Origin of the sequence: Streptomyces sp. NPDC057939 (assembly GCF_042887545.1) — a bacterium.
Classification (GTDB): domain Bacteria; phylum Actinomycetota; class Actinomycetes; order Streptomycetales; family Streptomycetaceae; genus Streptomyces.
In genome coordinates this window covers 51,970-78,499 of sequence record NZ_JBHVPG010000042.1, presented here as the reverse complement: position 1 = coordinate 78,499, position 26,530 = coordinate 51,970, and the positions used below count along the sequence as shown (strand labels likewise).

Annotated in this window: 24 protein-coding genes and 1 tRNA gene; 6 read left to right on the top strand and 19 right to left on the bottom strand. The window is 74.6% G+C overall.

Annotated features, from left to right (window positions below; all coding sequences use genetic code 11):
• Window positions 1-210 precede the first annotated feature (210 nt).
• Both ACFVS6_RS32720 and ACFVS6_RS32715 read right to left on the bottom strand, forming a co-directional pair.
• The gene (locus tag ACFVS6_RS32720; RefSeq protein WP_389709614.1) at window positions 211-1,176 is read right to left on the bottom strand and encodes a DMT family transporter; all 966 of its coding nucleotides are present in this window, start codon (window positions 1,174-1,176) and stop codon (window positions 211-213) included.
• A complete protein-coding gene (locus ACFVS6_RS32715) occupies window positions 1,173-2,231 on the bottom strand; it encodes a phosphatase PAP2 family protein (protein ID WP_389709612.1) in 1,059 nt (352 codons plus the stop codon). The genes ACFVS6_RS32720 and ACFVS6_RS32715 overlap by 4 nt, the downstream gene beginning before the upstream one ends.
• Window positions 2,232-2,473: 242 nt before the next feature.
• On the opposite strand from ACFVS6_RS32715, the gene ACFVS6_RS32710 reads away from it, so the two are divergent.
• Window positions 2,474-3,076, top strand: a complete 603-nt coding sequence (locus ACFVS6_RS32710; protein WP_389709610.1) for a TetR/AcrR family transcriptional regulator — start codon at window positions 2,474-2,476, stop codon at window positions 3,074-3,076.
• 152 nt (window positions 3,077-3,228) lie between these two features.
• Here the strand turns inward: ACFVS6_RS32710 and ACFVS6_RS32705 are convergent, their stop codons facing one another.
• The 4 genes from ACFVS6_RS32705 to ACFVS6_RS32690 all read right to left on the bottom strand — a co-directional run bounded on the left by ACFVS6_RS32705 (window position 3,229) and on the right by ACFVS6_RS32690 (window position 7,354).
• Window positions 3,229-3,774, bottom strand: coding sequence for a TerD family protein (locus ACFVS6_RS32705; RefSeq protein ID WP_389709608.1), 546 nt, complete (start codon window positions 3,772-3,774; stop codon window positions 3,229-3,231).
• Between the two features lie 232 nt (window positions 3,775-4,006).
• Window positions 4,007-6,049, bottom strand: a complete 2,043-nt coding sequence (locus tag ACFVS6_RS32700) for an ankyrin repeat domain-containing protein (protein ID WP_389709606.1) — start codon at window positions 6,047-6,049, stop codon at window positions 4,007-4,009.
• Complete coding sequence (locus ACFVS6_RS32695) at window positions 6,046-7,182, bottom strand: gala protein (RefSeq protein ID WP_389709604.1); 1,137 nt, start codon at window positions 7,180-7,182, stop codon at window positions 6,046-6,048. The genes ACFVS6_RS32700 and ACFVS6_RS32695 overlap by 4 nt, the downstream gene beginning before the upstream one ends.
• A 99-nt stretch (window positions 7,183-7,281) precedes the next feature.
• Window positions 7,282-7,354 (bottom strand) — tRNA-Arg (locus ACFVS6_RS32690).
• 371 nt (window positions 7,355-7,725) lie between these two features.
• On the opposite strand from ACFVS6_RS32690, the gene ACFVS6_RS32685 reads away from it, so the two are divergent.
• Window positions 7,726-8,538, top strand: a complete 813-nt coding sequence (locus tag ACFVS6_RS32685; RefSeq protein WP_389709602.1) for a glutamate ABC transporter substrate-binding protein — start codon at window positions 7,726-7,728, stop codon at window positions 8,536-8,538.
• A 339-nt stretch (window positions 8,539-8,877) separates the two neighbouring features.
• Here ACFVS6_RS32685 and ACFVS6_RS32680 read toward each other — a convergent pair whose 3' ends face one another.
• Complete coding sequence (locus ACFVS6_RS32680) at window positions 8,878-9,444, bottom strand: DJ-1/PfpI family protein (RefSeq protein WP_389709600.1); 567 nt, start codon at window positions 9,442-9,444, stop codon at window positions 8,878-8,880.
• A gap of 219 nt (window positions 9,445-9,663) precedes the next feature.
• Here ACFVS6_RS32680 and ACFVS6_RS32675 point away from each other — a divergent pair, with 219 nt between their 5' ends.
• Entirely contained in the window at window positions 9,664-10,512 is an 849-nt protein-coding gene (locus ACFVS6_RS32675; protein ID WP_389709598.1) for an endonuclease I family protein, read from the top strand.
• 66 nt (window positions 10,513-10,578) lie between these two features.
• Here the strand turns inward: ACFVS6_RS32675 and ACFVS6_RS32670 are convergent, their stop codons facing one another.
• The gene (locus ACFVS6_RS32670) at window positions 10,579-11,217 is read right to left on the bottom strand and encodes a hypothetical protein (protein ID WP_389709596.1); all 639 of its coding nucleotides are present in this window, start codon (window positions 11,215-11,217) and stop codon (window positions 10,579-10,581) included.
• A 223-nt stretch (window positions 11,218-11,440) separates the two neighbouring features.
• On the bottom strand, window positions 11,441-12,019 hold the full coding sequence (locus ACFVS6_RS32665; protein WP_389709594.1) for a TetR/AcrR family transcriptional regulator: 579 nt from the start codon (window positions 12,017-12,019) through the stop codon (window positions 11,441-11,443).
• Window positions 12,020-12,139: 120 nt separating this feature from the next.
• Between ACFVS6_RS32665 and ACFVS6_RS32660 the strand changes: the two genes are divergently transcribed.
• Window positions 12,140-12,571, top strand: a complete 432-nt coding sequence (locus ACFVS6_RS32660) for a VOC family protein (RefSeq protein ID WP_389709592.1) — start codon at window positions 12,140-12,142, stop codon at window positions 12,569-12,571.
• 138 nt (window positions 12,572-12,709) lie between these two features.
• Here the strand turns inward: ACFVS6_RS32660 and ACFVS6_RS32655 are convergent, their stop codons facing one another.
• The 6 genes from ACFVS6_RS32655 to ACFVS6_RS32630 form a co-directional block, all read right to left on the bottom strand.
• The gene (locus tag ACFVS6_RS32655) at window positions 12,710-13,093 is read right to left on the bottom strand and encodes a hypothetical protein (protein ID WP_389709590.1); all 384 of its coding nucleotides are present in this window, start codon (window positions 13,091-13,093) and stop codon (window positions 12,710-12,712) included.
• 115 nt (window positions 13,094-13,208) lie between these two features.
• Window positions 13,209-14,051, bottom strand: a complete 843-nt coding sequence (locus ACFVS6_RS32650; RefSeq protein WP_389709588.1) for a C40 family peptidase — start codon at window positions 14,049-14,051, stop codon at window positions 13,209-13,211.
• 198 nt (window positions 14,052-14,249) lie between these two features.
• Entirely contained in the window at window positions 14,250-18,047 is a 3,798-nt protein-coding gene (locus ACFVS6_RS32645) for a helix-turn-helix domain-containing protein (RefSeq protein ID WP_389709586.1), read from the bottom strand.
• Between the two features lie 162 nt (window positions 18,048-18,209).
• A complete protein-coding gene (locus ACFVS6_RS32640; protein ID WP_389709585.1) occupies window positions 18,210-19,841 on the bottom strand; it encodes a glycoside hydrolase family 20 protein in 1,632 nt (543 codons plus the stop codon).
• 118 nt (window positions 19,842-19,959) lie between these two features.
• On the bottom strand, window positions 19,960-20,406 hold the full coding sequence (locus ACFVS6_RS32635; protein WP_389709583.1) for a heme-binding protein: 447 nt from the start codon (window positions 20,404-20,406) through the stop codon (window positions 19,960-19,962).
• 47 nt (window positions 20,407-20,453) lie between these two features.
• Complete coding sequence (locus ACFVS6_RS32630; RefSeq protein WP_389709581.1) at window positions 20,454-21,683, bottom strand: MFS transporter; 1,230 nt, start codon at window positions 21,681-21,683, stop codon at window positions 20,454-20,456.
• 240 nt (window positions 21,684-21,923) lie between these two features.
• Here ACFVS6_RS32630 and ACFVS6_RS32625 point away from each other — a divergent pair, with 240 nt between their 5' ends.
• The gene (locus ACFVS6_RS32625) at window positions 21,924-22,385 is read left to right on the top strand and encodes a MarR family winged helix-turn-helix transcriptional regulator (RefSeq protein ID WP_389709579.1); all 462 of its coding nucleotides are present in this window, start codon (window positions 21,924-21,926) and stop codon (window positions 22,383-22,385) included.
• A 158-nt stretch (window positions 22,386-22,543) separates the two neighbouring features.
• Here the strand turns inward: ACFVS6_RS32625 and ACFVS6_RS32620 are convergent, their stop codons facing one another.
• The 4 genes from ACFVS6_RS32620 to ACFVS6_RS32605 all read right to left on the bottom strand — a co-directional run bounded on the left by ACFVS6_RS32620 (window position 22,544) and on the right by ACFVS6_RS32605 (window position 25,497).
• The gene (locus ACFVS6_RS32620) at window positions 22,544-23,101 is read right to left on the bottom strand and encodes a hypothetical protein (RefSeq protein WP_389709577.1); all 558 of its coding nucleotides are present in this window, start codon (window positions 23,099-23,101) and stop codon (window positions 22,544-22,546) included.
• Window positions 23,098-23,781 (bottom strand): RNA polymerase sigma factor, encoded by a 684-nt coding sequence (locus tag ACFVS6_RS32615; RefSeq protein ID WP_389709575.1) that lies wholly within the window; start codon window positions 23,779-23,781, stop codon window positions 23,098-23,100. Before ACFVS6_RS32615 ends, ACFVS6_RS32620 begins: the two co-directional genes overlap by 4 nt.
• 8 nt (window positions 23,782-23,789) lie before the next feature.
• Window positions 23,790-24,266, bottom strand: a complete 477-nt coding sequence (locus ACFVS6_RS32610; protein ID WP_389709573.1) for an LAETG motif-containing sortase-dependent surface protein — start codon at window positions 24,264-24,266, stop codon at window positions 23,790-23,792.
• A 316-nt stretch (window positions 24,267-24,582) separates the two neighbouring features.
• Window positions 24,583-25,497: a nitroreductase/quinone reductase family protein gene (locus tag ACFVS6_RS32605; protein WP_389709571.1), complete on the bottom strand. Its 915-nt coding sequence runs from the start codon at window positions 25,495-25,497 to the stop codon at window positions 24,583-24,585.
• A 516-nt stretch (window positions 25,498-26,013) separates the two neighbouring features.
• On the opposite strand from ACFVS6_RS32605, the gene ACFVS6_RS32600 reads away from it, so the two are divergent.
• Window positions 26,014-26,463 carry a hypothetical protein gene (locus tag ACFVS6_RS32600; protein ID WP_389709569.1) on the top strand — a complete coding sequence of 150 codons (450 nt, stop codon included), beginning with the start codon at window positions 26,014-26,016 and terminating at the stop codon, window positions 26,461-26,463.
• Window positions 26,464-26,530: the final 67 nt, after the last annotated feature.

Here is a 26,530-nt window from a genome sequence, read left to right as displayed (position 1 = left end):
GCGCGTTTTGGTGGGTGGGGGGCCGGGGGGGGTGGGGGCGGGCGCGGGGGGGCGGCCGGGGGGGGGGGGGGCCCCGCCCCCCCCCCACACCGGTGTCCACGGGCCGGCGGAATGCCGCGGGTCGAAAGGCGCCGTGGTGCCGGTGGGGCCCGCCCGGCCGTACCCGTCGGATCCTGTCGGGCGCGCGGGCCCGACGGGATCCGAGAGGATCTACGGTCGCGGCAGTGCGGGACCCGCCGGAACCTGCGCGACGGGCGGACGGACTGGCATCGGGGCCTGCGCGACGGGCGGACGGACCGGCATCGGGGCCGGGACGTGGGGCAGGCCTTCCGCGGTGGCTCGATCCCGGGGCGGCTGCGGCTCCGAAGTCCGGGTCAGCAGCAGGACGCCGCGGGTGGCGGCGAGGGCTCCCCCGGTCGCGAGGAGGACGCCGACCGCACCACCCTGGAGCCGTTCGCCGAGCAGGACCATGCCGATCGCGGCGGCGGCGAGCGGGTTGGCGAGGTTCACGACGGCCAGCGGGGCCCCGAGGCCGCCCCGGTACGCGCGCTGGGAGAGCAGCATGCCGCCCACCGCGAAGACGGCCACGAGCAGGGCGACGGCGGCGACCCGGAAACTGAGCAGGGCGCCGCCCCGACCCGCCGCGACGGCCACGGTCTGGGTCAGCGCGGAGGCGGCGGCGGAGGCCAGCCCGGAAGCGGTCGCGTGCCGCAGCCCGGTCCGGGGGTCCTTGCGGGCGGTGAGCAGCAGGATCACGGCCGCGGTTGCCCCGGAGACGGCGAGGGCCTCGGCGAGGGTGAGGGTGTCGTCGGGGGCGGGGCCGGAGGCGGGGAGGAGGAGCAGCCCGAGCCCGGCGACGGTGGCGGCCGTGCCCCGCCACTCGGTGGCCGCGACCCGTCGCCCGGCTCCTCGGGCGCCGAGCGGGACGGCGGCCACCAGGGTGAGCGCGCCGAGGGGCTGGACCAGGGTGAGGGGGCCGTAGCGCAGGGCGGCGGCGTGCAGGAGGGCGGCGGCGGCGTTCAGCCCGGCCGACCACCACCAGGCGCCGTTGCCGAGGAGGGTCTTGGCACTACGGGCGACGGCCCGGCGGGCGAGGCGTTCCTGGGCGACGGCGGCGGCCGCGTAGGTCACCGCGGAGGCCAGGCAGAGGACGACGGCGAGGGCGGTGGCGTTCACCGCCCGGCCCCCCTCGTCCCGGAGGCCGCCACGGCCACGCCGCCCGGACCGGCCGCGGGAGCGCCGCCCCGCGCGCGGGCGGGCACCACGACGCGACCCGGTGCGCCGTGCGGGGGTGCGTCACCGTGCCCGGAGGCCGGTACGGCGCCCTGGGCGGGACCGGGCCCGGCCGACGCGATCGGCACGCGGCTCCCGACGGGCGCCACGTCCCGCACCGGAGCCGGCCCGACGGGCTGTTCCACCGGCGCAACCGGCCCGACCGGCCCGACGGGCACCGCCGGCGTGACCGGCCCGACCGGCGCAACGGCCTCGACCGGCGCGGCCGCCCCGACCGGCCGGGGAACCAGCAGGAAGGCACCGCCCAGCAGGGCGGTCGCCACGAGGGCGTCGAGCCAGTAGTGGTTGGCCGTGCCCACCACCACGAGCAGGGTGACGAGCGGATGCAGCAGCCACAGCACGCGCAACCGCGAGGACGTCGCGGCGATCATGCCGAGGGCCAGCATCAGGGCCCACCCGAAGTGCAGCGACGGCATCGCGGCGAACTGGTTCGCCATGGTGTCGGTGGCCGGGGCGGCCCCGTAGACGGAGGGACCGTAGACCAGGCCGGTGTCCACCATGCGCGCGGCGTCCAGCATCCGCGGGGGCGCGAGCGGGAAGGCGAGGTGCAGCACGAGGGCGGCGCCGGTGAGGAGCGCGAGGACCCGCCGGGTCCACAGGTAGTGGGCGGGCCTGCGCAGGTAGAGCCAGATCAGGAACAGGGCGGTCGCCGGGAAGTGCACGGCCGCGTAGTAGGTGTTCGCCGTGTGCACGATGGCGTCCGAGTGCAGGAGGAGCCGCTGTACGGCGCCCTCACCCGGCAGGCGCAGGGCGCGTTCGGCGTCCCACACCAGATCGGCGTTGCGGAAGGCCTCGCCGGTGCGACCCGTGGAGAGCGTCCGGCCCGCCTTGTAGACGGCGAACAGTCCCGCGACGAGCAGCAGCTCGCGTATGAGCCGGCGCCTTTCGTCCTTCTTCCCGGCGGCGCGTGGCCCGCCGGGTGTGGTGTGGGAGGTCATCCCCCGGTCTCACTTCTTTCGGGTGTCCTGCTGGTGGTGCTGCTGGTGCTACTGGTGCTGCTTCCGGCCGATGGCGGGAGGGACCGCGACGGGGTGACCGCCGGCCGGATCCGATCCGCATCGACACGCCAGTGTATCGATACATTGGCGTATCGATACGCTGGTGTTCCGATAGCCTTCGTGAGCCGTACACTCGGAGCACGGAACAGGCCGCCCGGAAGCCGCGAGGAGAGCCCACCCCCATGACGTCGACGCCGCAGGTCACCGCGCGCCGCTCCAAGATCAGCCCGGAGCGCGAGCAGGAGTTCTACGACGCCGTCCTGGACGCCCTGCGCGAGCACGGGTACGAGGCCCTCACCATGGAGGGCGTCGCCGCCCGCGCCAGCTGCGGCAAGTCCACGCTCTACCGGCAGTGGCGGACCAAGCCGCAGCTCGTCGCGGCTGCCCTGCGCGCCGGCAGGACCGACCGCACGCTGGCCAGCGTGGACACGGGAACCCTCGTCGGGGACCTGCGGGAGGCCGCCCGCATCGCGGCCGGCACCTCGGGCAGCGACACCCGGCTCACCCAGGCCCTGGGGCACGCCGTCCTCAGCGACGAGGAGTTGCAGCGCGCGCTGCGCGAAGCCCTGGTGGAACCCGAGCTCGCCGCCTTCGACGCGATCGTCGCGCGGGCGGTGGCGCGGGGCGAGATCCGCGCGGACCACCCCGCGGTGGAGTTCCTGCCGGCGCAGCTGATGGGCGTGCTGCGCATCCGGCCCGTGCTCGAAGGCCGGTACGCCGACGCCGACTACCTGGTCAGGTTCGTCGACGCCGCGCTGCTGCCGGCACTCGGCATCACCCCCTGAACCGGTGGGCCGCCGTCCACGATGACCGGACGGCGACCCGCTCGCGCTGCCTCGTGGGGACGGCGGCAGCGCACCACCGGACGGGGTGGCGGTCACTCCCGAGCAGAGTGACCGCCACCCGGTCCGTACGGGTCACCGGGAGGCGCCCGGAATCAGCCGCGTACGGCTCCCATGACCCGCGCGAACTCCTGTGGTTCCACGTCGAATCCGTGCGGCCGCGCCTCCAGGGCCCAACCGCCGTGCGTGTCGCGGACGAACTCGGCGACCCGGGCCGCCGTCGCGTCCGCGACCCCCGCGAAGTCGGTCTCGGCGAGGTTCTCGTAACCCTCGCGGATCCGCAGTCCGGTACCGGCGACCGCGGCGAAGGTCTTGCGCACCGCCGGGTCCGCGGCGCCGGAGTCCTGGATCACCACGCCGACCACGACGCGGCCCAGCTCGGGTGCCAACCGGTCCAGTTCGAGGACCATCACCTCGTCGAAACCGAAGCCCTGGCCGGTACGACTGTCCCGGCTCAGGGTGATGGTCCCGTCGGGCGCCCGGCTGCCGAAGTGCACCAGGTAGACGGGCTCCCCCTGCGGGTCGGCCGCGGCGTACACGGCGGCGACGATGTCGAGGTCGTTGGCGGGTGTGCCGGCCGGACTCGGGTCCCAGCGCAGGGCTATCTCCACCTTGGCCAGGCTCTTGCGTACTCCGCTCACCGAACTCCCCCTCCGCTCGGGCGCTTTGGCCCGTGTTGCCTGATCCACACTGCCCCGCCATGCTGTCACGGCCGGTCCATCCCGGTCCGGACGACCGTACGTTCCCGGCCAGTCGCAGCCGCCCGGGACGGCCGGGGCGGAACGGGGGAACGAGCGGCGGCCGCCCTCGGGTGGGATCGGGAATTCCCCACCGCCGGCGGCGCGCTCCCGCCGACTCCGGCGGCGACGGCGCTCAGGCAGCCCCTTCCGCGTCGTCGGGTCCGGCGCCCTCCTCCATGTCGTACGGATGATCCGTGTCGTCCGGAGCGTCCCGATCGTCCCAGTGGATCTCCTCGGGGACGTTGCCCGACAGGTGGGTGACCCCTCCCTCCCGGGAGCCCGGGCCGCAGAGGTCGGGGAGGCCGGGGAGGTCCGCGGCGAGGTCCGGTGGGAAGTACTCGTCCCCGGTGTCCGGAAAGAGGTCCTCCTCCCCGCAGTCCACGGCGTACGCCAACTGGTCCTCGCGGTCCACGTACCACTCGCGGATGTCCCGCATCCCGTCGAACCGGGGGCAGCCGATGCCGGGGAAGGCCTGCTCCACGAGGGGTCGCAGGAAGGCCAGATCGGTCCGCCCGTAACAACGCGCCACCTGGGGCAGCGACAGCCCTTCCCCGTCGACGACGTCGATCCGGCCACCGGCGGCGATCAGCGCGCGGACCAGGGCGGCTGAGCCGCCGTCGTGAACGGCGCTCCCGAGCGGCGTGGTTCCGGCCGCGTCCTCGTCCTCCAGGCCGAGCCCGGCCGCGAGCAGCCTGGGCAGCAGTTCCTCGTGGTCGAGCAGCGGCAGCAGGTGCAACAGCCCCCGCCCCTTGGCGTCCCGGACCCTCGGGTCGACCCCCGCGTCCAGCAGGGCGAGCACGGCGGGGGCGTCACCGTGCTGGAACCGCTGCAACAATTCGTCGCGTTCGGCCCGCAGGGCGCGCGGCAGCCGCCCCTTGCCCGAGGTCCATGCCTCCCGCACGGCGAAGCACCCGACGGCGGGCCCGCCCGACTCCCGCAGGGCGCGCTCCCGTCGCCGGTCCTGTTCGTCGTGCGGGATGTCGAGTACGCCGCCCCGCGAGCGCACCTCGTGCCACTGGCCCGCGCAGCGCACCCGTACGGGGCGCGGTGCGGCGGGGTCGGGCGGGCCCGCGGCCGGTCCGGCGTCGGGGAAGAGGGCCGCGCCGACGAGCGGGTGCAGGGCGCGCCGGTCGAGCCGGCCGGCCCGGACCAACTGGAGGTCGGGCAGCGGCTGCCAGGCGTGGTCGGGCAGCCGGGTCGCCCCGCGGGGCAGCCGCTCCCCCGGGGATCCGACCCGGGCCGACAGCATCGCCCCCGAGCCGGGGTCGGCGGGCTCCAGCCGGACCGGGCAGCGCCGATGGGGGACGAAGTGGAAGCGGTCGCCCGCGCCCGCGGCGGCGTACCGCCGGGCCTCGTCCGCGATCCTCGACGGGTCCACCACGGCCACCCGCAGGGCCTCCAACTCGTTGCGGAGTGCCTGGGCGAGGTACGGCACCTCCGGGAGGGTGGTGTCCAGGGCGATCCCGGCGACGGCAAAGGCCTCCTCGGTCTCGCCCCGCGCCTGGAGGACGGCGCTCCACTCGGCGCGCCCGGCCGGGTCGGCGGCTCCCGGGTCCGCGGTGGGCAGTTCCTCGGGGGCGAGCGGGGTGCCGTCGGCGCGGAAGAAGGGCAGCCGGTCGGCGGGACCGGCGTGGGCGCGGAGTTCGGCCGTGTGCCGGGCGTCCCAGAGCCGACGGGCGGCCGTCCAGTCCTCGGTGCTCCAGGCCGGGTGGTGGTCGGCCACCCCGTGCCGGGGAAGCGGGCCGCAGCCGAGCCGCAGCCGCTGCGGGCCGTCCACCATCGCGTGGGTGGTGACGTGGAGGGCCGGAACGCCACGACCGCGCGCCGCCCCGCCGTCGGGGTCGTAGTGGGCCAGTACGATCCGGCGCCCCGGGGCGAGGGTCGTCCGGCCTCCGAGGACCCGGGGCAGGTGCCAGCGCAGCAGATCGGGGGCGAGGTGGCGCAGGTCCCGCTCGACGGCCTCGGCCACGGCTGCGCCGTACCGGGAGGCGACCCGGGGCAGTTCGAAGGTGACCTCCGTGCCGGCGGCGGCGCAGGCGGCGCTCCAGTCCCCGGCCAGGCGGTGCGCGGTGGCCCGTTCGATCGTCCGCCGGGGGACGGCCCAGCGGCGGATCCGCTGCCAGGCCGCCGCGTCCTCGGGGCGCAGCGCTCCGGGGAGCGGGGCGCCCCCCGTCACCGGTACACGCTTCCGATGGCCCGCACGTCGGGGTGGGCGGCCCGGGCCGGACGCAGTCGCTCGGCGAACGAACGCTTGACCCGGCGGGGCGTGCCGGGGCCCAGCCCGATGTGTTCGAGGGGGGCACCCTCGGGCAGCGCGGCGAGCAGGCTCTTGGCGCCGCGCCCGGTGATGCCGGTGTGGCGCAGGTCGAGGCGGCGCAGCGGACTGCCCGGCAGGGCGGCGGCCAAGGCGTACGCCCCTTCGTCCCCGGGCTGGTTGCCGGGCGCGCCGAGGCTGCGCTCGGACAGGGTCCGGCCCAGGTCCAGGGCCTCGATGCCGCCGAGGGCGGCGGCGAGGGCGCGGGCTCCGTCCGCCCCGATGCCGTTGCCGCCGAGCCCGAGACGAACGGGGTGCGCGAGGTCGGCCGCCGCGGCGGCGAGGATCGCGACGCCCTCGTCGCCGAGGTGGTTGGCCGGTGCGTACAGTTCGCGCACCCCGGCGTCGCGGATCAGAGCGGCGAGGAGCGGGGCCTCTTCGGCGGTGAGGCCGTTGCCGCCGAGGAAGATCCGCTCCAGGGGTTCCTCGCGGACGAGGAGGGCGTCGAGGACCAGGCGGACGCCGCCGGCCCCGATGCCGGTGTTGACGAGGTCGAGGGTGCGCAGCGCGGTGTTGCGGCGCAGCAGGGCCGCAAGGGTCCGGGCACCCTCCTCGAACAGGGGGTTCCGCTTGAGCCAGAGGGCGCGGACGGTGGTGTCGTCCGTGAGCGCGGAGGCGAGGGCGAGGGCGCCGTCGGGGCCGATCCGGTTGCAGCCGAGGTAGAGGGTGCGCAGTCCGTGGGCGCCGCGCAGGGAGCCGGCCAGGGTACGGATGCCTTCGTCGGCGAGGGCGTTGGTGCCCAGCAGGAGGTGCTCCGCGTGCGGGGAGGCCCCGGCCGCGGGCAGCAGCAGGGCCGCTCCGGCGGGACCGAGGCCCTGCTTGCAGAGGTCGACGCGGCCGTCCGGGCGCAGGGTGCCGAGCGGAAAGGCCTCGTCCACCTCGACCGGCCGGTTCTCGGCGAGCCGGGCCAACAGGGGGCTCAGGTCCGCCGGATCGGCGAGCGGCAGATCAGGATGTTCGATCGCGGGGCACCGTACGGGCGTCGGCCCTGTCATCACCACTCCACCGCTTCCTTCGCCGGCGCCCGGTGCCCGGCTGTTCGAGGACGAGGCCGTGGCGGCACGCGGACGCGCCCCCGCGACGGGAAGGAGACGCAAGACCGGTCGGATTCGAACCGACGTCCTCCAGCTCGATGCTTGGGCGCGACGACCTCTGCGCTACGACCTTGCTGCGTTGATCATATCGGCCCGGAGATCCACGTTCGATCACACGTTTGAGCGGCTCCCGCGCGGGACAATGTCCGGATGAGCCCGATCCGGGGCGCTTCCTCGACAGCGGGCAGTGCCCGGCGCCTCACTCCGCGCAGACCGTCCCGGCCGACACCCTTCCCCCGCCGGGGCCGGGCCGCCGCAGGATCTTCGGCCGAACCGGATCGTTATCCTCAAGTTTTACTCAGATCTAGTGACGCTGAGCCCGAGACCTTCCTAGCTTCCTCGTACACGTGCGTTCACGTGCGTTCACACGCCGCGGTCCCCCACGTGCCCCGTTCCCGCGATTCACGCCTCCGTGGTTCCGCGTTCCCGAGGAAAGAGTTCAGCATGAAGGTTCCCAAGGCCGGTGCGGTCGCCGCCGCGATCGCCATCGCCGCCACCGCCTCGGGCTGTGCCGGTGAGGACCCCAAGGAGCCCATCGCCATCGGGATCAAGTTCGACCAGCCCGGCATCGGGATGCGGGAGAGCGACGGCACCTTCACCGGTTTCGACGTCGACGTGGCCACGTACATCGCGAAGGAACTCGGCTACAAGCCGAGCGAGATCGAGTTCAAGCAGGTGTACAGCTCCGACCGGGAACTCCTGATCCAGTACAACGAGGTCAAGTTCGTCGCGGCCAGCTACTCGATCAGCGACAAGCGCAAGGAGAAGGTCGACTTCGCCGGCCCGTACTTCGTCGCGCACCAGGACCTGCTCGTCCGCGCGGACGACACCTCCATCACCAAGGGCGAGGACCTCAACACCAAGCGGCTGTGCTCGGTGACCGGCTCCACCTCCGCCGAGAACGTCAAGCGCAACCTCGCCCCGAAGGCGAGCGTGCTGGAGCTCGGCGGGTACTCCGAGTGTCTCGTCGCCCTCCAGGACAACCTGGTCGACGCGATGACCACCGACAACTCCATCCTCGCCGGGTACGCGGCGAAGAAGGGCAACGAGGGCAAGTTCCGGCTGGTCGGGCTGAGCCTGAGCAACGAGAACTACGGCATCGGCGTCAAAAAGGGCGACGGGGACCTTCAGCGCAAGATCAACTCCGCGCTCACCAAGATGGTCTCGGACGGCTCCTGGGAGACGGCCGTGAAGAAGAACTTCGGGCCGGCCAACTACAAGTACGAGCCCGCCCCGCAGGTCACGACGAACGGCTGATCCTCCGGGTCGCGGACCCCCCTGCCCACCACGGGTCGCCCCGACCCGATCACCCGGTCACCCGACCCGATCGCCCGATCCGACCCCACCCCGGGCGACGAGCACCCGCGCCCGCCGGCCGCGGCCCCACGGAGGCCTGCGGACGGCGGGCGCGGCGCTACGCGCCGGGTGCGGCTCGGTTCCGCGGACGGCGGACGGCGGATGCGGTGCTCCCCCGGGGGCGGCGGACGCCGGATGCGGCGCTCCGTGCAGGCGTCGACGGCAGGTCGCACCTCACACCCGGCCCTCGCTCCGCCACCCCACGCCCGAGCCGCGCTCCGGCACCTCGCGCCCCGCAGGTCAGTCCTGCGGCGCCTTGGCGCGCAGCACGGTGAGGAACTCCCGCATCCACGCGGAGTGGTCGGGCCACGCCCGGGCGGAGACGAGCGTGCCGTCGACGACCGCCTCGGAGTCCTCGAAGGAGGCCCCCGCCGCGCGCATGTCCGGCTCCAGCGCGGGATAGGCGGTGACCCTCCGACCGTCCAGCGCCCCGCTCGCGGCGGTGATCAGCGGGCCGTGACAGATCTGCGCGATCGGCTTGTCGGCGTCCGCGAAGCCCGCCAGGATCCGCCGCACCTCGGGGTCGTTGCGCAGGTACTCGGGTGCGCGGCCGCCCGGGACGACCACGGCCGCGTACTCCTCGGGGACCACGTCGGCGAAGGCGATGTCGGCCGGCCAGGTGTAACCCGGCTTCTCCGTGTAGGTGTCGAAGCCCTCCTCGAAGTCGTGCACCACGAAGCGCAGCTTCTTCACGGCGGGCGCGGCGATGTGGACGTCGTAGCCCTCCTCGCGCAGCCGCTGGTAGGGGTAGAGGACCTCCAGCGACTCAGCGGCGTCACCGGTGACGATGAGGATCTTCACTGGCATGTACGGCTCCTGTCGGGGCTGTTCGGGCTCGGTCGGACCCCACCCGGGGCCACCCGTACCCTGCCCTTCGGGAGGGCCCGAAACACCCTCGGGATCTTCACGCCCGACACATGGAATCAACCTGTAGGGCACATGACAATGTGAACCTCGCTCTGCCACCAGACACCCCGCCAACTGCCAGGTCGGGGACGGTGCATGTGGAGAGGTATCCCCCACGTCATGAGAATCTCCCGTTCGGCCACTTGGGCGAGCGCCCTCGCGGCCGCCTCCCTGCTCCTCATACCCGCCACCGCTTCGGCGGTCCAGGACCGGACGGCGGCGGATCCCCACGCCGGCCTCCGCGACACCACCGCGGCCGCCCCGGCCGCAGCCGCGGTCGACCCCTACGCGGACTACTACGCGCCCGCCGCGGGCAAGACGGGCGCGGCCCTGAAGTCCGCCCTGCACGGCATCATCAAGAACCAGTCCAAGGTGTCCTACGACGGGGTGTGGAACGCGCTCAAGGTCACCGACCAGGACCCGGCCAACTCCAACAACGTCATCCTGCTCTACTCGGGCCGCTCCCAGTCCAAGTCCACCAACGGCGGTGGCGCCAACGACTGGAACCGCGAGCACGTCTGGGCCAAGAGCCACGGCGACTTCGGCACCGCCACCGGCCCGGGCACCGACCTGCACCACCTGCGCCCCGAGGACGTCACGGTCAACAGCACCCGGGGCAACAAGGACTTCGACAAGGGCGGCAGCCCCGTCTCCGAGGCCACCGGGAGCTTCACCGACGGTGACTCCTTCGAGCCGCGGGACGCGGTCAAGGGCGACGTCGCGCGGATGCTGCTGTACATGGCGGTGCGCTACGAGGGCGGCGACGGCTTCGCCAACCTGGAGATGAACGACAAGGTCAACAACGGCAGCGCCCCGGCGATGGGCCGGATCAGCCTGCTGAAGCAGTGGCACCAGCAGGACCCGCCGGACGCCTTCGAGCAGCGCCGCAACCAGGTCATCTTCGACTCCTACCAGCACAACCGGAACCCGTTCATCGACCACCCGGAGTGGGTCTCCGCCATCTGGTAGCCGGACCGCGCCCGCGCCTCCCCCGGCCCTCGACCGCCCTCCTCCCCCGCCGGGAGGATCCTCGGCTCAGGGAGTGAAGACCTGGTCCAGGGTGTCGATCGCGGGCCCCTCGCCGGAGCCCCCGTCGGCGCCCAGGTGGTAGCGGAAGACGAGCCCCTGGTCGGGGTGGGCGACGAGCCAGTCGATGAGCTGTTGCAGGGTGATCTTCTGGTTCTCGGTGCTCGCGACGATCGGGGTGACCGCGGTGACCTCGGCATCGGCGGCGATCGGAAGGTACGTCTCCTTGCCCACCGTCTCGAAGGGCGCGCCATCGGTGTCGGGGGCGCCGCAGCCCCAGTTGCCGTGCCTGACGATCAGGCTGTGGAAGCCGCCCTCGGGCGTGTAGCGGTTGACCTGGATCTCGTCCGGGGAGATCGGCATCCGGTGGTCGCAAGTGGCCGCCGGGACCGATGACTTGGGCTTCTTTGCGGGGGTCGTCGCGACGGCGGGCGCCTTGGTCGCGCTCGGCGTGGCCCTCGGCTCCCGCGGAGCCGTCGCCGTCCCGGCGGGCTTCGCCCCGGCCGAGGAGGCCGTGGCCGGGGCGGCGGTCGGCCCGCCGGGCGCCGCCCCGTCGTCACCGGCGCCGCCCCGGCATCCCGAGAGCGCCAACACCCCGCACAGGGCGACGGCCCCCAGAGCCGTCCGTCGGTGTCGTACTGCTCGCATCGTCGTCTCCCTCTGGCCGCTGCCACTCGCCTCCGCCGCGCTGAAGCGTCGCGCGTCAACGTAGCGCCGGGATCCGGCCAGGGCGACGGCTCGATCCCGTTCGTCACCGAGCCGGGATCGCGCCGTTGCCGATCCCGGACGTCCATGACGCCGCCCCCGCCCGGTACGGCCGCGAGCCGACCCGACCGGCCGCGTCGCAGGAGCGGGCGCGGGCGCGGGCGCACTAAGGGGCCCGCAGTCCCGACAGGAGCCGGTCCAGGGCGCGTTCCGTGGCCGGCAGGTCGCCGCCCCTGGCCAGCCAGAGCACGGCCTCGTTCATCGCCCCGGAGAGCAGCCGCGCCAGGGGTTCCACCGGTTGGGCGGGAATGACCCCGGCCGCGGCGAGGGCCGTCAGCGCTTCCGCGAGGTGCCGGGCGGAGTGCTCCTCGTCCAGGGCCCGCCACTCGTCCCAGCCGAGTACCGCCGGCGCGTCCACCAGCAGGATCTGCCGGACCGAGGGGTTGGATCCCGCGGCCAGGAAGGCCCGGCACCCGGCCCGGAGCTGCTCCCAGGGGTCCGCGTGCTCGTCCGCCGCGGCCGCGACCCGCTCCCCCAGCTCGCGCTGGACCTCGGCGACGACGGCCCGGAAGAGCCCCGCCTTGCTGTCGAAGTGGTGGTAGGCGGCCCCCTTGGTCACCCCGACCGCCTGCGCGACCTCGGCGAGAACGACGTGGTGGTACCCGTCGTCCGCGAACCGTCGCCGGCCTTCGGCCAGCAGCGCCCGGCGCGTGGCCTCGCGCTGCTGTGCCCGGTTGACCGCCATCGCACGTACCGCCTTCCCATTTCGCGTACCCGGGGTATGCTAGCCCCAAGGTTCACATACTCCGGGTATGCGAATGGAACGGGCCGGCGCCGAGCTCCGGCCGGACGTGAGGAGACGGTCATGACCAACGCACTCGGCGGCTTCTACCCGGTGATCGCGACCACGGACGTGAGCGCCTCCCGCGACTTCTACACCCGCAACCTCGGCTTCGAGATCACCTTCGAGGCCGACTGGTACGTGAGCCTGCGCCGCCCCGACGCCCCCCAGTACGAACTGGCCCTCCTGGACCCGGCCCACCCGAGCGTCCCCGAGGGCCACCGCGTCCCCCTGCGCGGCGGCCTGCTGCTGAACTTCGAGGTGGCCGACGTCGACGCCGAACACCACCGCCTGGTGGCCCGCGCGGGACTGACCGAGGTCCTCCCGCTGCGCACGGAGGAGTTCGGGCAACGGCACTTCGTCGTCGGCGCCCCGGACGGCGTCCTGATCGACGTCATCACCGTCGTCCCGCCGACCGCGGAATACGCCGCCCAGTACGCCGACGCCCCCGCGTGAGTCCCCCCGTTCCCGACCGGCGGGACGGCCACGACGCGCGAAGGGCCGCCCCTCCCCGTACGGGAAGGGGCGGCCCCGGCCCGTCGACTCGGGCTCGGCGCTCCAGGCCGTCAAGCCGTCGGTCGGGCCGTCAGGCCGTCAGCACTCGCGCAGGCCCGGCGCGGGGTCGACCGACGTGTGGACGTCCACGGCCGGGACGTTGCCCCACTGCCCGTTGTCCAGCTTGGTCCAGTACCAGACGTTGTTGCCGCCGGAGTGGTTGTCGCCGCGGCCCCAGCACTGGAACCAGCTGAAGCCCGTGTTGAGCGGGCCGCGCACCGCGGAGCCGTAGGAGCGGTGCTCGTAGCCCTTGGCGCCGACCCTGTTGCCGCACCACAGCTTGCCGTCGGAGCGGACCCCGCATTCGGCGGCCGCGCCCTTCACGGCCGTGGGCGTCGCCATCGCGGGCCCGGTGGCGGTGGCCAGGCCGCCCGCCAGGGCGGCGGCGGCGAGACCGAGGGCGATCTTCTTGCGTGCGGACATGCTTCCTCCTCGAAAGGGCTCCGTCGGGAGCCGGTGATGGGTGTGGTGGTGCGTGGGCGTGTCGGTGTGTGGGTGTGGTGGTGCGTGGGTGTGGTGTGTGTTCGCCGACCGGAGGTCAGCGGCAGGTGGGCACGCCGTCCAACCAGGCGGGGCCCTTGAGGTAGATGTTCGTGATCCACGCCCGGTACTCGGGCAGGTAGGACCAGGCGTCGTTGGTGTAGCCCTCCGCCGTCACCGTCTCGGCGTGCTTCTGGCAATCGACGCGCACCGATGTCGGGCCGGGGAACCGGTGCACCCGCCCGCTGCTCGTGGACGGTTCCGTGTGCGTCCACACATCGGTGCCCCAGGTGCTGAACGTTCCCGGGGCCTGCGGGGCCGCGTCGATGCGGACCGCACCCGCGTAGTCCCCTCCCGCTCGTACGTCGCCGACCGCGATCCGGGTGCCCGACTGCCGGGCCTCCACCATCTTTCCGGCACCCAGGTAGATCGCGATGTGGCGGACGGAACCCCCGGTCCCCCAGGCAAGGAGGTCGCCCGGCAGCAGCGGCGCCGTCCCTCGGGCCGCCGTGAAACGCTGCTTCACCTGCGGGGAGTTGAACTGGTGGTACGCGTTGCCGGACAGCGGGTCGCCGCCGGCGGCGCGGGAGTAGGCGTACCGGACCAGCCCCGAGCAGTCGAAGCCCAGCCGCTCCGGGTCGTGTTCACTGGCCGGGTCGCTCGGATCGACCTGGCCGTACGTCGGCCCCGGCCGCGGTCCGTGACCGCCGCCCCAGGTGTACCAGACGCCGATCTGCTCGCACGCGGCCCGTACGGCGGCCTCCGCCACCGCCGAGGCCCCGGGGGCGAGCACGCCGCAGGACTCCGCCCGCGCCCCTGCCGCCGCCGCCCGGGCCCCTCCCCAGCCGGCCAGGAGCAGGACCGCCGCCAGCGCCGCCCCCACCGTTCTGCGCATCCCCATGTACGTCTCCCCGTCCCCGTCGCGGTGTTGCCGCGGGTGTCGTCCCCGTGATCGCGGTCCGGTTCTCCACCGGGCCGCCTGGCACTCCGAGACTGTGCCCCGGCACCCCCGGGTGTCGAGGAGCCGGCGGTCGCCCACCGGGACGGGAAACGGGAAACCCTCGGGAAACCCCCTCCCAACAGGCACGTTGACCCGGCGTCAGTCCGGCGGGGCGGCGGTGGGAGCGGCGGAGCCGCACGGCGACCGGTACGGGCGTCCCGGCAGCAGGAAACGCCAGCGCCCCGGCGTCGGATCCCCGATCAGGGTGCAGATCTCGGCCGTCCGTCCGCCCGGATCGACGGACCAGAAGCGGACGGTGCCGTCGGTGCCGCTGCTCGCGGGCCTCCCGCTGGACGGGTCGTAGGCGACGCCCCACACGGCCCCGCCGTGTCCCGCGAGGGTGGCGACCGGCCGGAACCCGACCGCGTCCCACAGCCGGACCGTGCCGTCGATGCCACCGGAGGCCAGGACCCGGCCGTCGGGCCCGAAGGCCACGGCGCGGACCGCACCCGTGTGCCCGGTCAGAGTGGCGAGGGAACGCCCCGACGCGGGCTCCCACACCCGGACCGTCCCGTCGTTGGCACTGCTGGCCAGGCGCTCCCCGTCGGGACTGAAGGACACGCTCCGCACCGCGCCCCCGTGGCCGCGCAGGACCGTCCGCGGCGAACGACCGGCGACGTCCCACAGCCGCACCGTCAGGTCGTCGCTCCCCGAGGCAAGGACCCGGCCGTCAGGGCTGAACGCGACCGCGTTGACGAAGTCCTGGTGCGCGGTCAGGGTGCTGAGCTGGGCCCGTCGGGCGGTGTCCCACAGTTTCACCGTGCGGTCCGCGCTCGCCGACGCGAGGGTCCGGCCGTCCGGTGAGAACGCCAACGCGAAGACCGAACCGCCGTGCCCGGTGAGGGTGGCGAGCGGCGTTCGCCGGGCGCAGTCCCACAGTCTGACCGTGCGGTCGGCGCCCGCCGACGCCACGAGGCGTCCGTCGGGGGAGAACGCCACGGCGAACACGGCCCCCTGGTGCCCGGTCAGCATGCCGGCGGGGCGGCGCTGCCGCAGGTCCCACAGGCGGACGGCCCGGTCCGCGCCCGCCGAGGCGAGCAGCCGCCCGCCGGGGGCGAACGCCGCCTGCCACACCTCGGCGAAGGGGCGGACGACCAGCGCGGTCCGGCCCGGGTCCCACACCACCGCCGACCGGTCGAACCCTCCGGTGGCCAGCAGGTCGTCCGGTCCGACCGCCACCGCGAGCACGTAGTCGGTGTGACCGGCGAGGACCTGCGTGACCCGGTGTCCGGCCGTGTCCCACAGCTTGGCCGTGCCGTCGCCGCTGGTACTGACGACGGTGGTGCCGTCACGCGTGTAGGCGACGGCGTTGACGTCGTCGCTGTGCCCGCGCAGCACCTCCGTCTGCGCGGCCCGGCCCGGCCCGGAGACGTCCCAGATCCGGACGGTGCGGTCCGCGCCGCCCGAGGCGACGCTGCGACCGTCCGGTGCGAAGGCCACCCCGAGGACCCCGTCGTCATGTCCTTCGAGGACCTCCTGCGCACCGCCGCCCGCGCCGGCGGTCACCTCCCACAGCCGGACCGTGCGGTCGGCCGCCCCCGAGACCACCCGGCGCCCGTCCGGGGAGAAGGCGACCCCGTGCACGGCGTCGGTGTGGCCGCGCAGCGTGCTCCGCGGCTGCCCTGACGCCGTGTCCCACAGGCGTACCGTCCCGTCGACTCCCCCCGACACGAGGGTCGCGCCGTCGGGCGAGAAGGCGACGGAACGGACCCCGCCGCCGTGTCCGTAGAGCGTGCCCGCCGGCTGGCGTTCCGGCAGCCGCCACAAGCGGACCGTCCCGTCCGCGCTCGCCGACGCCAACAGTCGGCCGTCCGGGGCGAAGGCCACCCCGAGCACCGGCCCGCCGTGCCCGGTGAGCGTGGCCACCGTCGAGCGGTGGCCGGCGCCGCCCCACAGCCGTACGGTCGCGTCGGCGCTGGCCGTCGCGAGCAATGTGCCGTCCGGGGCGAAGGCCACGCCGTTGACCGGGCCCGTGTGCCCGGACAGCCTGCCGGTGAAGGCCTGCGCCTGCGTGCTGAGCAGCGCGCCGCGCGCCTCCGTCGTCGGGGCCGTCCGGTACGCCTCCGCCGCCAGCAGCATCGACGCCTCCGGCTGGCCCGAGGCCAGCGCCCCGGACCGCACCGCCAGCGCCTGGGACTGCGCGACCAGCCGTTCCTCCACCGCGCGGGACCACTGGTGGAAGGCCAGGCCGCCGGCGGTGAGCGCCAGCACCAGGAGCAGGCCCAGCGTCACCAGCAGCCTGCGGCGCGTCCGCGCCCGGCGCAGGGACCGCAGTCGCCGTCCGTGTTCCTCGGCCCGGCTCGCGGCGAGGAACTCGCCCTCCCAGGGGCCCGGCGGGTCACGGCCGTCCTGCCGCTCGGCCCATTCCCCGGCCGCCGCCAAGCGGCCGCCCCGGTAGAGGAGCTCCGCGTCCCGGCCGCCGCGCACCCAGGCCGCCGCGGCGTCGGCGAGCTGCTGGCGCAGCAGGAGCCCGGCCCGGTCGGAGTGGATCCATTCGCGCAGCCTGGGCCAGGCCCGTAGCAGGGCCTCGTGGGTGATCCGCACCGCGGACTCCCCGGCCGTCACGAGGCGGGCCCGCACGAAGGCGTCCAGCGCGGCGCCCGCCGCGCCCGCGTCGCGCAGCCCCGCGAGCAGTCGGTCGGGTTCGACGCGGCGCCGGGTCTCCACGTCCCCGTCGCCGATCTGCACCAGCCGCAGCAGCACGCGCCGGGCCGCGTCCTTCCCGGCCTGGTCGAGCCCGGTGAACACGTCCTCCGCGGTGCGCGCCACCGCGCCGCGCAGTCCGCCCGTCGCCTCGTAGCCGGCGACCGTGAGGGTGCGCCCCGAGCGGGCGCCCCAGGTCACCAGGAGGGCGTGCGACAGCAGCGGTAGGGCGCCCGCCGAACCCGCCGGGGCGTCGTCCTCCGCGCCGGCGTCCCGTGCCAGGAGTTCCACCAGGCCGGGTTCCAGCAGCAGCCCGGCCCGCTCGGCGGGGCGGGTGATGGCCGCGCGGAGCTCCTCGGGGGTCATCGGGGCGAGGACGAACAGGCCGCGGCTGAACACGTCGGCGAGCTCGGGGTGGGCGAGGCAGCGCCCGCTGAAGTCGGCGCGCAGGCCCAGGACGACGAGTGCGGGGGCGTCGGTGTCGCCGCCGGAGAGCGCCGACAGTTCGGTGAGCGCGGTGATGAAGGCCCGCCGTTCGGCCTCGTCGCGGCACAGCGTGAACACTTCCTCGAACTGGTCGACCACCAGGACCAGCCGGGCCCCGACCGGCGCGGGGCCGTCCGGCCGCGCCGCCGGGGTCGGTGGGGCGGTGGGCTCCAGCACCCGTGCCAGTTCCCGCATCGGGTGGGCCGTCGGTGTGCAGAGCACCACGCGCGGCGCCCGGACTCCGAACGGTCCGCCGCCGCCCCGTCGCAGGGCGGGCACGAGCCCGGCCCGCAGCAGTGAGGACTTGCCCGCGCCCGACGGTGCCACCACCGCCAGGGGGCCCTTGCCCGCCTGCCCCGCCAGCCGCTGGAGCAGCGTCGCCGTGGCCCGTTCCCGTCCGAAGAACCAGTCGGCGTCGCCGGGACCGAACGCGGCCAGGCCCCGGTACGGGCAGGCCGTGGGCCCGTCCTCCGCTCTGCGTGCCTGCGGCACCGTGTCCGGCACCAGTCGGGCCAGTGCGCCGCCCGCCCCGAGGGCCTCGTCGCAGCGTTGGGCGAGATCGGCGGTGGGCGGCTTGGTGCCGTTCTCGATCTTGCTGAGGTAGCCCTTGCTGTAGTGCAGGAGCCGTGCCAGCGCGGAGAGCGACAGCCCGCGTTCGGTCCTGATCCGACGCAGCGCCGCCCCGAAGTCCGCGGCCGGCCCGGCGGCGCCTTCTTCTGCCGGGGCGGACCCTGCGGCTGCGTCCGGCGCCGGGTCATGTGCGTCCATGGGCGCCTCCGTTGAGATCCGGCGGCCCACGCTAGCGAGGCGCCCGGGGCCCCCGCGCCGCGCGCCCACCCGTTCGGCTGAATCCGCGTGGCGGCGGCATGGAAGTCCGGGCAGGGGGTAGCGCCGCGGGGTTCGCGGGCGGCGGTTCGGGAGCTACGGGGGCTACGGGGTCCGTAGGCGGTCGGCGAGGGCCTGGAAGCCGGTCCAGGGCTGCTGCGGGGGCCGCGCGTCCCACACCTTCTGCGACAGGGCTGCCAGTGGCAGCCGGATCCCGGCCGCCACCTGGGCGGGGGTCTGCGCGCCGGCCAGGTCGGCCCAGATGGCGAGCCGGGCGCCGAGTATCTGCGGGTCGTAGCGGGCGGGGACGGCCGTGGTGCCGCGCAGGACGCGCGGGGTCCACTGCTCGTAGATGCGGCGGCCGGTGGGGTAGGTGAACTCGTTCGGCTGGCCGAGCACGTAGTAGAGGTACTCGTCGTTGAGGTTGACGACCTTGCGGCCCGCGTCGAGGTATTCCAGCGGTGGCCGCGCGCCGATCTCCTTGCCGGTCCAGTACTCGGCCTGGATGTCCGGGGCCGCCGCGACCACTCCCCCGCGGAAGAACCCGTCGTTCCACGCCTTGAGTGCCTTGCCCGACGGGCGGACGACCGCGGCCCTGTCGTTCAGCCAGCCCGTCGCCAGGTCCTGGACCCGGGCCGCGGGGCCGTAGCGCTGCCGGGCGGCGGCCGCGAGCTGCGGGAAGGAGGCCTGCGGGTCGCGGACGACCAGGGCCTGGTATTCGTCGGCGCCCAGGTGCCAGGCTCCGGCGGGGAACAGCGGGATGTACTCGCGCAGCAGTTCGTCGACCAGTTCGGCCGACGCCGGGTCGGATATGTCGACGGCGCCCTTGACGGCCTTGCCCTGCGCGTCGCGCAGTTGCAGGTTCGGGTGGGCGCGCAGGACGGCGCCGAGGTGTCCGGGCGAGTCGATCTCGGGGACGACCGCGATGTGCAGCCGGGCGGCGAGCGCGGTGATCCGGCGGACTTCCGCCTTGGTGAGGTGGGGGGTGGAGACGATCTCGGGGTGGCTGTCGGACTGGATCCGGAAGGCCTGGTCGTCGGAGAAGTGCAGGCCGAGCTGGTTGAGCTTGAGGTCGGCCATTTCGCGCAGCCGGTCCTCGATCCACTCGGGGGCGAAGTACTTGCGGGCGATGTCGAGGTTGAGGCCGCGCTGCGGCTTGGCCGGTGCGTCCTTGACGGTGCCCTCCGGGGCGGACCCGGCGCCGCGCACCGCCTGCTTCAGGGTGCGGGTGCCGTAGAAGACGCCCGCCTCGTCGGGTCCGGATATTCGGACCCGGCCGTCCCGGACGGTGAGGGTGTAGGACTCGGCGGCGCCGGACCCCTTCGCACCGAGGTCCAGTTCGACGTCGCCGGCCTTCACCTCGTCGGACTCCGCGTACCCGAGCTTCAGTTCCTCGGCGAGCAGCTTCCCCTCGTCGGCGAGGGCGGCTCTGTCGGCGGGGGCCACGACAACGCGCGAGCCGGTCGCGGGCTTCCAGCCGGGGCCGCGCGCGGGCTCGTGTTCCCGTACGGCCGGGACGGTGAGCGGCGCGGTGGACATCGGGTACGAGGATGCCGGCGGGGGCGTCGGATCGGGGGCGGCGCCGGCGGTGGTCGCGGCGGCTCCCGGGCTGGCCGGAGCGGCGGGCGCGGTCCCGGAGGAGGCCGAGCAGGCGGGCACCGCGAGGGTGACCAGGGCGGCGGCCGCTGCCGTCGCGATGGTCCTGCCTCTGCCGAACTTCCCGGTCGTCTGTCGCATGGTGTGCCCGTATCCCCTGTACCAACCTGGCACGGGGGACACGGGCGCGCGACCGGAGGGGGCCGGTGGCCGGGGCGTGCTCCGACGGGGGCGCCGGACGCCGCGGGCCGGGCGGGACTTAGAACACGTCCTGGACCAGGGCGTCGAGTGCGGCGGCGGCGAAGCCGTGGTCCTGGTCGGGGGCGCCGCCGCCGACGCCGATGGCCCCGATGAGTCGGCCGTCGCGGTGGACGGGCAGGCCGCCCGCGATGAAGAGGAGCGGCCGGTCGAGGGCGGTGGGCAGGGTGTGGAACGGCCCGCCGGGCTGGACGGCGTCGACGAGGTCGGCGGTGGGGGCGTCGAGCTGGAGGGCGGTGAAGGCCTTGCGGGTGCTGGTCTCGCCGGAGATCAGCACGGCCCGCTCGTCGCGGCGGAAGGCGAGCAGGTGGCCGCCCGCGTCGAGGACGGTGACGCTGACGGTGACCCCGGCCGCTTCGGCGGCGGCCCGGGCTGCGGCGACGAGCAGGTCGGCGTCGGCGCCGGTCAGGGGGGTGATGGTGGGACGGGCGGTGGTGGCGCCGGACATGCGGGGCTCCTGTGGTGTGTGCGTGGGGGGGGAAGGGGTGGGGGCGGTCAGTGGTGGGCGGGCAGCGGTGCGGGCGCGGGCACCGGGGCTCCGGCGACGACACGGCCGGTTCCGGCCCCGTCTCGGTGTGCCGTACGGCGTTCCAGGGCCCCGGAGACGACGGCGAGGACGAGCGCGGAGGCGGCGAGGGCGGCGCCGACCCAGTTCGGCGCGGTCCAGCCGAGGCCGGCGGCGAGCACGACCCCGCCGAGCCAGGCGGCGAGGGCGTTGCCCAGGTTGAAGGCGCCGATGTTGACGGCGGAGGCCAGGGTGGGTGCGCCCGCGGCCTGGTCGAGGACCCGCTTCTGCAGCGGGGGCACGGTCGCGAACCCGAGGGCGCCGATGAGGACGACGGTGATCGCGGCGCCCGCCTTGTTGTGGGCGGTGAGCGTGAAGACGGCCAGTACGAGGGCCAGGGCGCCGAGGGACACGTACAGCATCGGCATCAGCGCGCGGTCGGCGAACCGGCCTCCGACGAGGTTCCCGGCGACCATGCCGAGGCCGAAGAGGACGAGCAGCCAGGTGACGGAGGTGTCGGCGAAACCGGCGACGTTGGTCATCATCGGGGTGATGTAGGTGATGGCGGCGAACACCCCGCCGAAGCCGAGAACGGTCATCGCCATGGCGAGCAGGACCTGCACGTTGCGGAACGCGGCGATCTCGTGCCGGATGCGTACGCCGCCTTCGGGGCTGGGCAGTTCGGGGACCAGTCGCGCGATGCCGAGGAGTCCGAGGACGCCGAGCGCGGCGACGATCAGGAAGGTGACGCGCCAGCCGAGGCTCTGTCCGACGAGGGTGCCCAGCGGGACGCCGACGACGTTGGCGACGGTCAGGCCGGTGAACATCATGGCGATGGCGCCGGCCTTCTTCTCGGGGGCGACGAGCCCGGCGGCGACGACCGAGCCGATCCCGAAGAAGGCGCCGTGGGCCAGGGAGGCGACCACCCGCCCGGCGAGCATGAGGCCGAAAGTCGGGGCGAGCGCGGAGAGCACGTTGCCCACGATGAAGAGGCCCATCAGCAGCATGAGCATCCGCTTGCGGGGGACGCGGGTGCCGAGGACGGTCATCAGCGGGGCGCCGAGGACGACGCCGAGGGCGTAGCCCGTGACCAGCAGGCCGGCGGTGGGGATCGTCACGCCGTAGCCGGCGGCGACCTCGGGGAGCAGGCCCATGATCACGAATTCGGTGGTGCCGATCCCGAAGGCCCCGATGGCGAGGGCGAGGAGCGCGAGAGGCATGAGGGAGGTGCCCTTCAGGGTTCGAGTGAGGGGTGGGGACGGAGTGGGTCGAGGCGTCCGGCGCGGTCGGGCACGGGACGGCTCGAACACGACGAAAAATCGTGCGTTCGCCGTTTGCCTTCGTCCACATTAATTGCAGACGCGGGATATTTGCAAGCGCGGGCTATTGCGCGAGTGACCTATCCTGGCGGTACGCGTCGGCGTCGTAGGGCGACGCCACCGGCAATCGACGGAGGAGCCATGACGGCCACGGACAGCGCACTGACCGCTCTCGCACAGGGCTGGTGCGCCCTCTCCCTCCTCCACGGCCGCATCGAGGCCCACATCGAGCGGGCGCTCCAGGCGGGCCACGGGCTGAGCGTGCGCGAGTACTCGCTGCTGGACGTCCTCAGCCGGCAGCACCAGGGCCCCGGCGGACACCTGCGCATGCACCAGGTCGCGGACTCGGTGGTGCTCAGCCAGAGCGCGACGACCCGCCTGGTCAGCCGGCTGGAGGACCGCGGCCTGCTGAACCGCTACATCTGCGACACCGACCGCCGCGGCATCTACACCGATGTCAGCGCAGCGGGTCTGACCCTCCTGTCCCTGGCCCGCCCGACCAACGACGCGGCCCTGCGCGAGGCTCTGGACGAGGCGTCGGGCAACCCCGAACTGGCGCCCCTGGTCAAGGTGATCGAGGCGACCGGCTCGACCCGCCCCTAGGACCTGTCGTCAAAGTCGCGTTGTCGCCCGGAGGGCGGCCGCGCGGCAGACGGGATCTTGTCCCGTCCGGATCCTGCCGGGTCCGCGGCGCCACACGCGCGGCCGCCCCGCACCCGGCGGAGCAGCCGGGTGCGGGGCGGGACGGGGCGTCGCGGTGGTCAGGTCGCCGGTGTGCTCGGCGTGGCCGAGGGCCTGCCGCCCGAAGGGGCCGCGGTGGACGGCGGGGCGGAGTTCGCCGGCTTGGTCGCGGGCGCCCGCTGCGGCGTCGAACTGGAGCTGGGCACGGCGGTACCGCTCGGCGGGGTCCGGGACGGCACGGGCGACCCGGAGGGAGTCGCCGAGGGCGACGGCACCGCACCGGGCCGCGAGGACGCCGGCGGCCGGCTCGGGGTCGGCGTCGGGGTGGGCTTCGGGTTGGGGCTCGGCGAGGTCAGCTCGGGCGGCGCGGCGGGCGGCACCGGCCGGGGCGCCACGGATTCGGGTCCGAGCACGAGGTACCCGGCCAGGGCCGCCGCCGCCAACCCGGAGAACCCGGTGAAGACCCGGACCGAGCGCCGTCGCCACAGCGCGCGCACCGACAGCCGACGCAGGTGGGGACCCGGCGGATCGGCCGGCCGGAGCCCGATGACGGTCACCTCGTCCGCCCGCGCGGCCAGGGCCTGCCGCAGTCGGTACTCCACGGGGCGTTCGCCGTCGTGGTGCTCCCTGCCCGTCATACCCGGCCCTCCAGAATCTTCTCCAGCGCGTCCAGACCGCGGCTGGCGTTCGACTTCACCGCTCCGCGGCTGATGCCGAGGGTGGTGGCGATCTCCGCCTCGCTCAGGTCGGCCCAGTAGCGCAGCACCAGCACCTGGCGGCGGCGCGGGGACAGTCCGCGGAGCGCGGCGAGCACCTCCCGATGCGCCTCTCCCCACACGACCGACGCCTCGGCCGAGGGCATGTCCGCCGTCACCGGCGGCACCCAGGCCCGGGCGGTGCGCCTGCGGCGCAGCACGGAGCGCGAGGTGTTCACCACCGAGGTGCGCAGGTAGCCCAGTGCGTTGTCCACCTCCGTGATCTGTTCTCCGTACCGGCGGTACAGGGCGGTGAAGGCGTCCTGGACCACGTCCTCCGCGGTGGATACGTCGTCCACGAGGAGCACGGCCAGCCGGACCATGCCCAGCCGGTGCGCGTGGTAGAGCTCACTGACGGTGGGCCGGGGCGCCGGCGCGTCCGCGCCGTGCGTCCCGTCGTCGTCGAAGGTCGGGCCGTGGCCGTACGTGTACGCGTACGGGCGCGTCCCGGGACCGGCCGGCGGGGCGGAACGGTCGCTGCGCGAGAGCCACCGCCACAAGCCCCGCCACGCCCGGGCGAACCCGGGCGTGAGGGGGCTGATGGTTGGTGCGAGGTCGAGCACGTGGATCCTCAGTTGGCGGCGCGGCGCCGTACGGCGTACAGGGCTCCGCCACCGACGGCGACGAGCCCGGCCGCTCCCGCGCCGAGGGCGACGGTGGTCGCCGAGGAGCCAGTATGCGCCAGCTCGGATCCGCCGGGAGTCGCGGAGGGCGTCGCGGACGGCGCGGCACCGGGGGCGGTCGGCTTCGCGCTGCCCGGCGCACTCGCGCTCGGGGTCGGCTTCGGGCTCGTCGGGACGCTCGGCCTGGCACTCGCGGGAACGCTGGCCGACGGAGTCGGCTTCGCGCCGGCGGGGGCGGTCGCGGACGGGCTCGGCACGGTGCTGGGCGCGGCGCTCGGGGTCGCACTGGCGGTGGGCACCGGAGCGCCGGCCGCCCCCTGCGCGGCGACGGCCGGCCCGCCGAGGACGACGGCCGCACCTGCGGCGACGGCGACGACTACGGCCGCCCGGCGGGCGGAGAGGGGGGAGCGCTTGATGTTCTTCACAGTGGTTCTCCACGGTCGGGTCGAGGGCGCTCAACTACGCCCTTCACCCCCGCACGACGCGCGAAGGTCCCATCGGTTGCCACCGTTTCCGAAAAACTTTTCCGGGACCGTCTCCGGAGCGCCGCCGAGTGCTGTCCGAAGCGCCGCCCGAGTGCTGTCCGGGCGCCGTCCGGGTGCTGTCCGGGCGCCGTCCGGGTGCTGTCCGGGCGCCGTCCGGGACGCCGCCCGCGGAATGCCCCACCGACGGCGGAGGGCTGTCCACGGGTCCCGTTCCCCCTACTCCCCCTGCTCCCCGTGCTCCCCCTCCTCCCCGCGCTCAGTCGCGGCCCGGCGGCTGCGGCGGCCAGGGGATCTCGGCCAGCAGCGGGACGAGTTCCGCCTCCTCGTGGTCGAGGTGCGCGGTCAGTTCGGCGGTCATCCGGGCCAACTCCGTCCGGAAGAGCTCCGGTTCGGCGATGTGGACGCCGTCCAGGAGGGCGACGAGCGCGCCCTGGATCCGGGCGAGTTCCTGGTGTTCCGTCCGCAGCCGGGCGAACGTGTCGGCCAGGTGCGGGTGGTGGGGGGCCATGCCGGGGAACAGGTGGTCGTTCTCGCTGGTGTGGTGGAACGCGAGGGCCTGGCAGAACGCGAGGCAGCGCTGCCGGATCTGCAGGCCGAGCCCCGGCGGCGGCGGCTCGCCCGGGCCGGTGTGCGAGGCGCGGGCGGCGAAGTGGGCGTCGGTCTCGGCGCTCACGTGGTGCAGTTGGGCCCGCAGCCAGGTGTGGACCTCCATGACCTTGGCCGCGAGGTCGCGGACCTCCCCGGGTGCCTGCCATCCGTCGGGATCGGCCGGTCCGAGGACCACGACCGGCAGGATCCGGTCGGTGTGGTCCTGGTAGTCGCCGTACCCGGGCTCGGCGGCGAGCACGTGGGCGAAGAGTTCGTCACGGCGGGCCCCCTCGGCCGGGACGGCGAGGGCTTCGAAGGTGTCGGCGCCGAGTTCCACCCGCACCTGGGGATGGGCGAGGAGGTTGTGGTACCAGTCGGGGTGGCGGGGGGCGCCGAGGTTGGAGGCGACGACGAGCAGTCCCTGCGCGTGGCGGACGAAGCCGAGCGGTGTGGTCCGCTCGGCGCCCGACCGGGCGCCGGTGGTGGTCAGCAGGAGGAGTCGCGACCCCTCGAACGGGCCGCCCACCTTCCCCTCGCGGGCTCGGAACTCCTCGATGACGGACTGGTTGAAGGACGTGGGCACGGTTGTTCGCCTCTCGGGGCAGGAGTGGGCACGCCGCCGGGCCCGCGGTGCGTACCGGGGCGGGGCGTGCGGAAGGACGACCCGGGCGGACGCCGAACGGCGCGGCGGGGCCGCAGGACCGCGGGCGTGCCGGGTGGTGGAGGTGAGGTGCTGCGGAGCTGCGCGCGGCCGGTGCACGGCCACGAACGCGTCAGCTGCGGGGCGCGGAGTTCTGGCTCAAGGCGCGTCCTCGGATGTGAAGGGTGTTCGCCCGATCACCGGCCGGCCCACTGCTCTGTGGCCGGAGTCACGCGACACCGGCTCCCATTAGACGCACCCGGCAGCGCCCTGTCAACGTCGTTGATCTTGTCGGCACGCGTGATGACCTCTTGGGCGGCACGGCCCCGTGGATCACGATCCGCAGATGTCGACGCCCCCGTACAGCAGTTGGACGCGGTACTTCTCCCCGACCTCGGGACGTCGACGGCTCGGCCCGGTCTGCCTCGGCGTGGGCGTGCAGGAGGCGGCGCTTCCCCGTTGTGGCTGGTACCGGGGGTCGAGCACCACTACGGGCCGGGCGCGGGCGGCTGGGGCGAGTGCTTCGTGGACTTCACCGGATCCGCCGTGGAGGCGTACACGGACCTCGGCTACGTGACCCCCGACCGCCCGCTGGTGGCGTTGAGCGCGACGGACGGGGTCCGGCACGTCGTCGACGGGATCGTCCGCGCGACCCGGCGCGGCGGCCCGCTGCTGGAGGTGGAGGCGACGGCCGCCCTGCACGCGCTGCTCGTGGCACTGCGCCACGCCCGCGCCGAGGTGTCGCGGCACGGTGACGCCGTGCCGGAGGCGCCGGCGCGGGACGCGCTGCGCCCATCCCGGTCGCGGAGCACGCCGCGCGGCTGGGGATCACGCTGCCGGAACTGCGCGGCGCCGTCCGTCGCACCACCGACGAGGGGGTCAAGGAGTACCTGCTCGGCATCAGGCTGAGCCGCGCGAAGGAACTGCCGGCCCGCACCGACCTGCCGGTGCTCGGGATGGCGCGGACGGGGCGGTT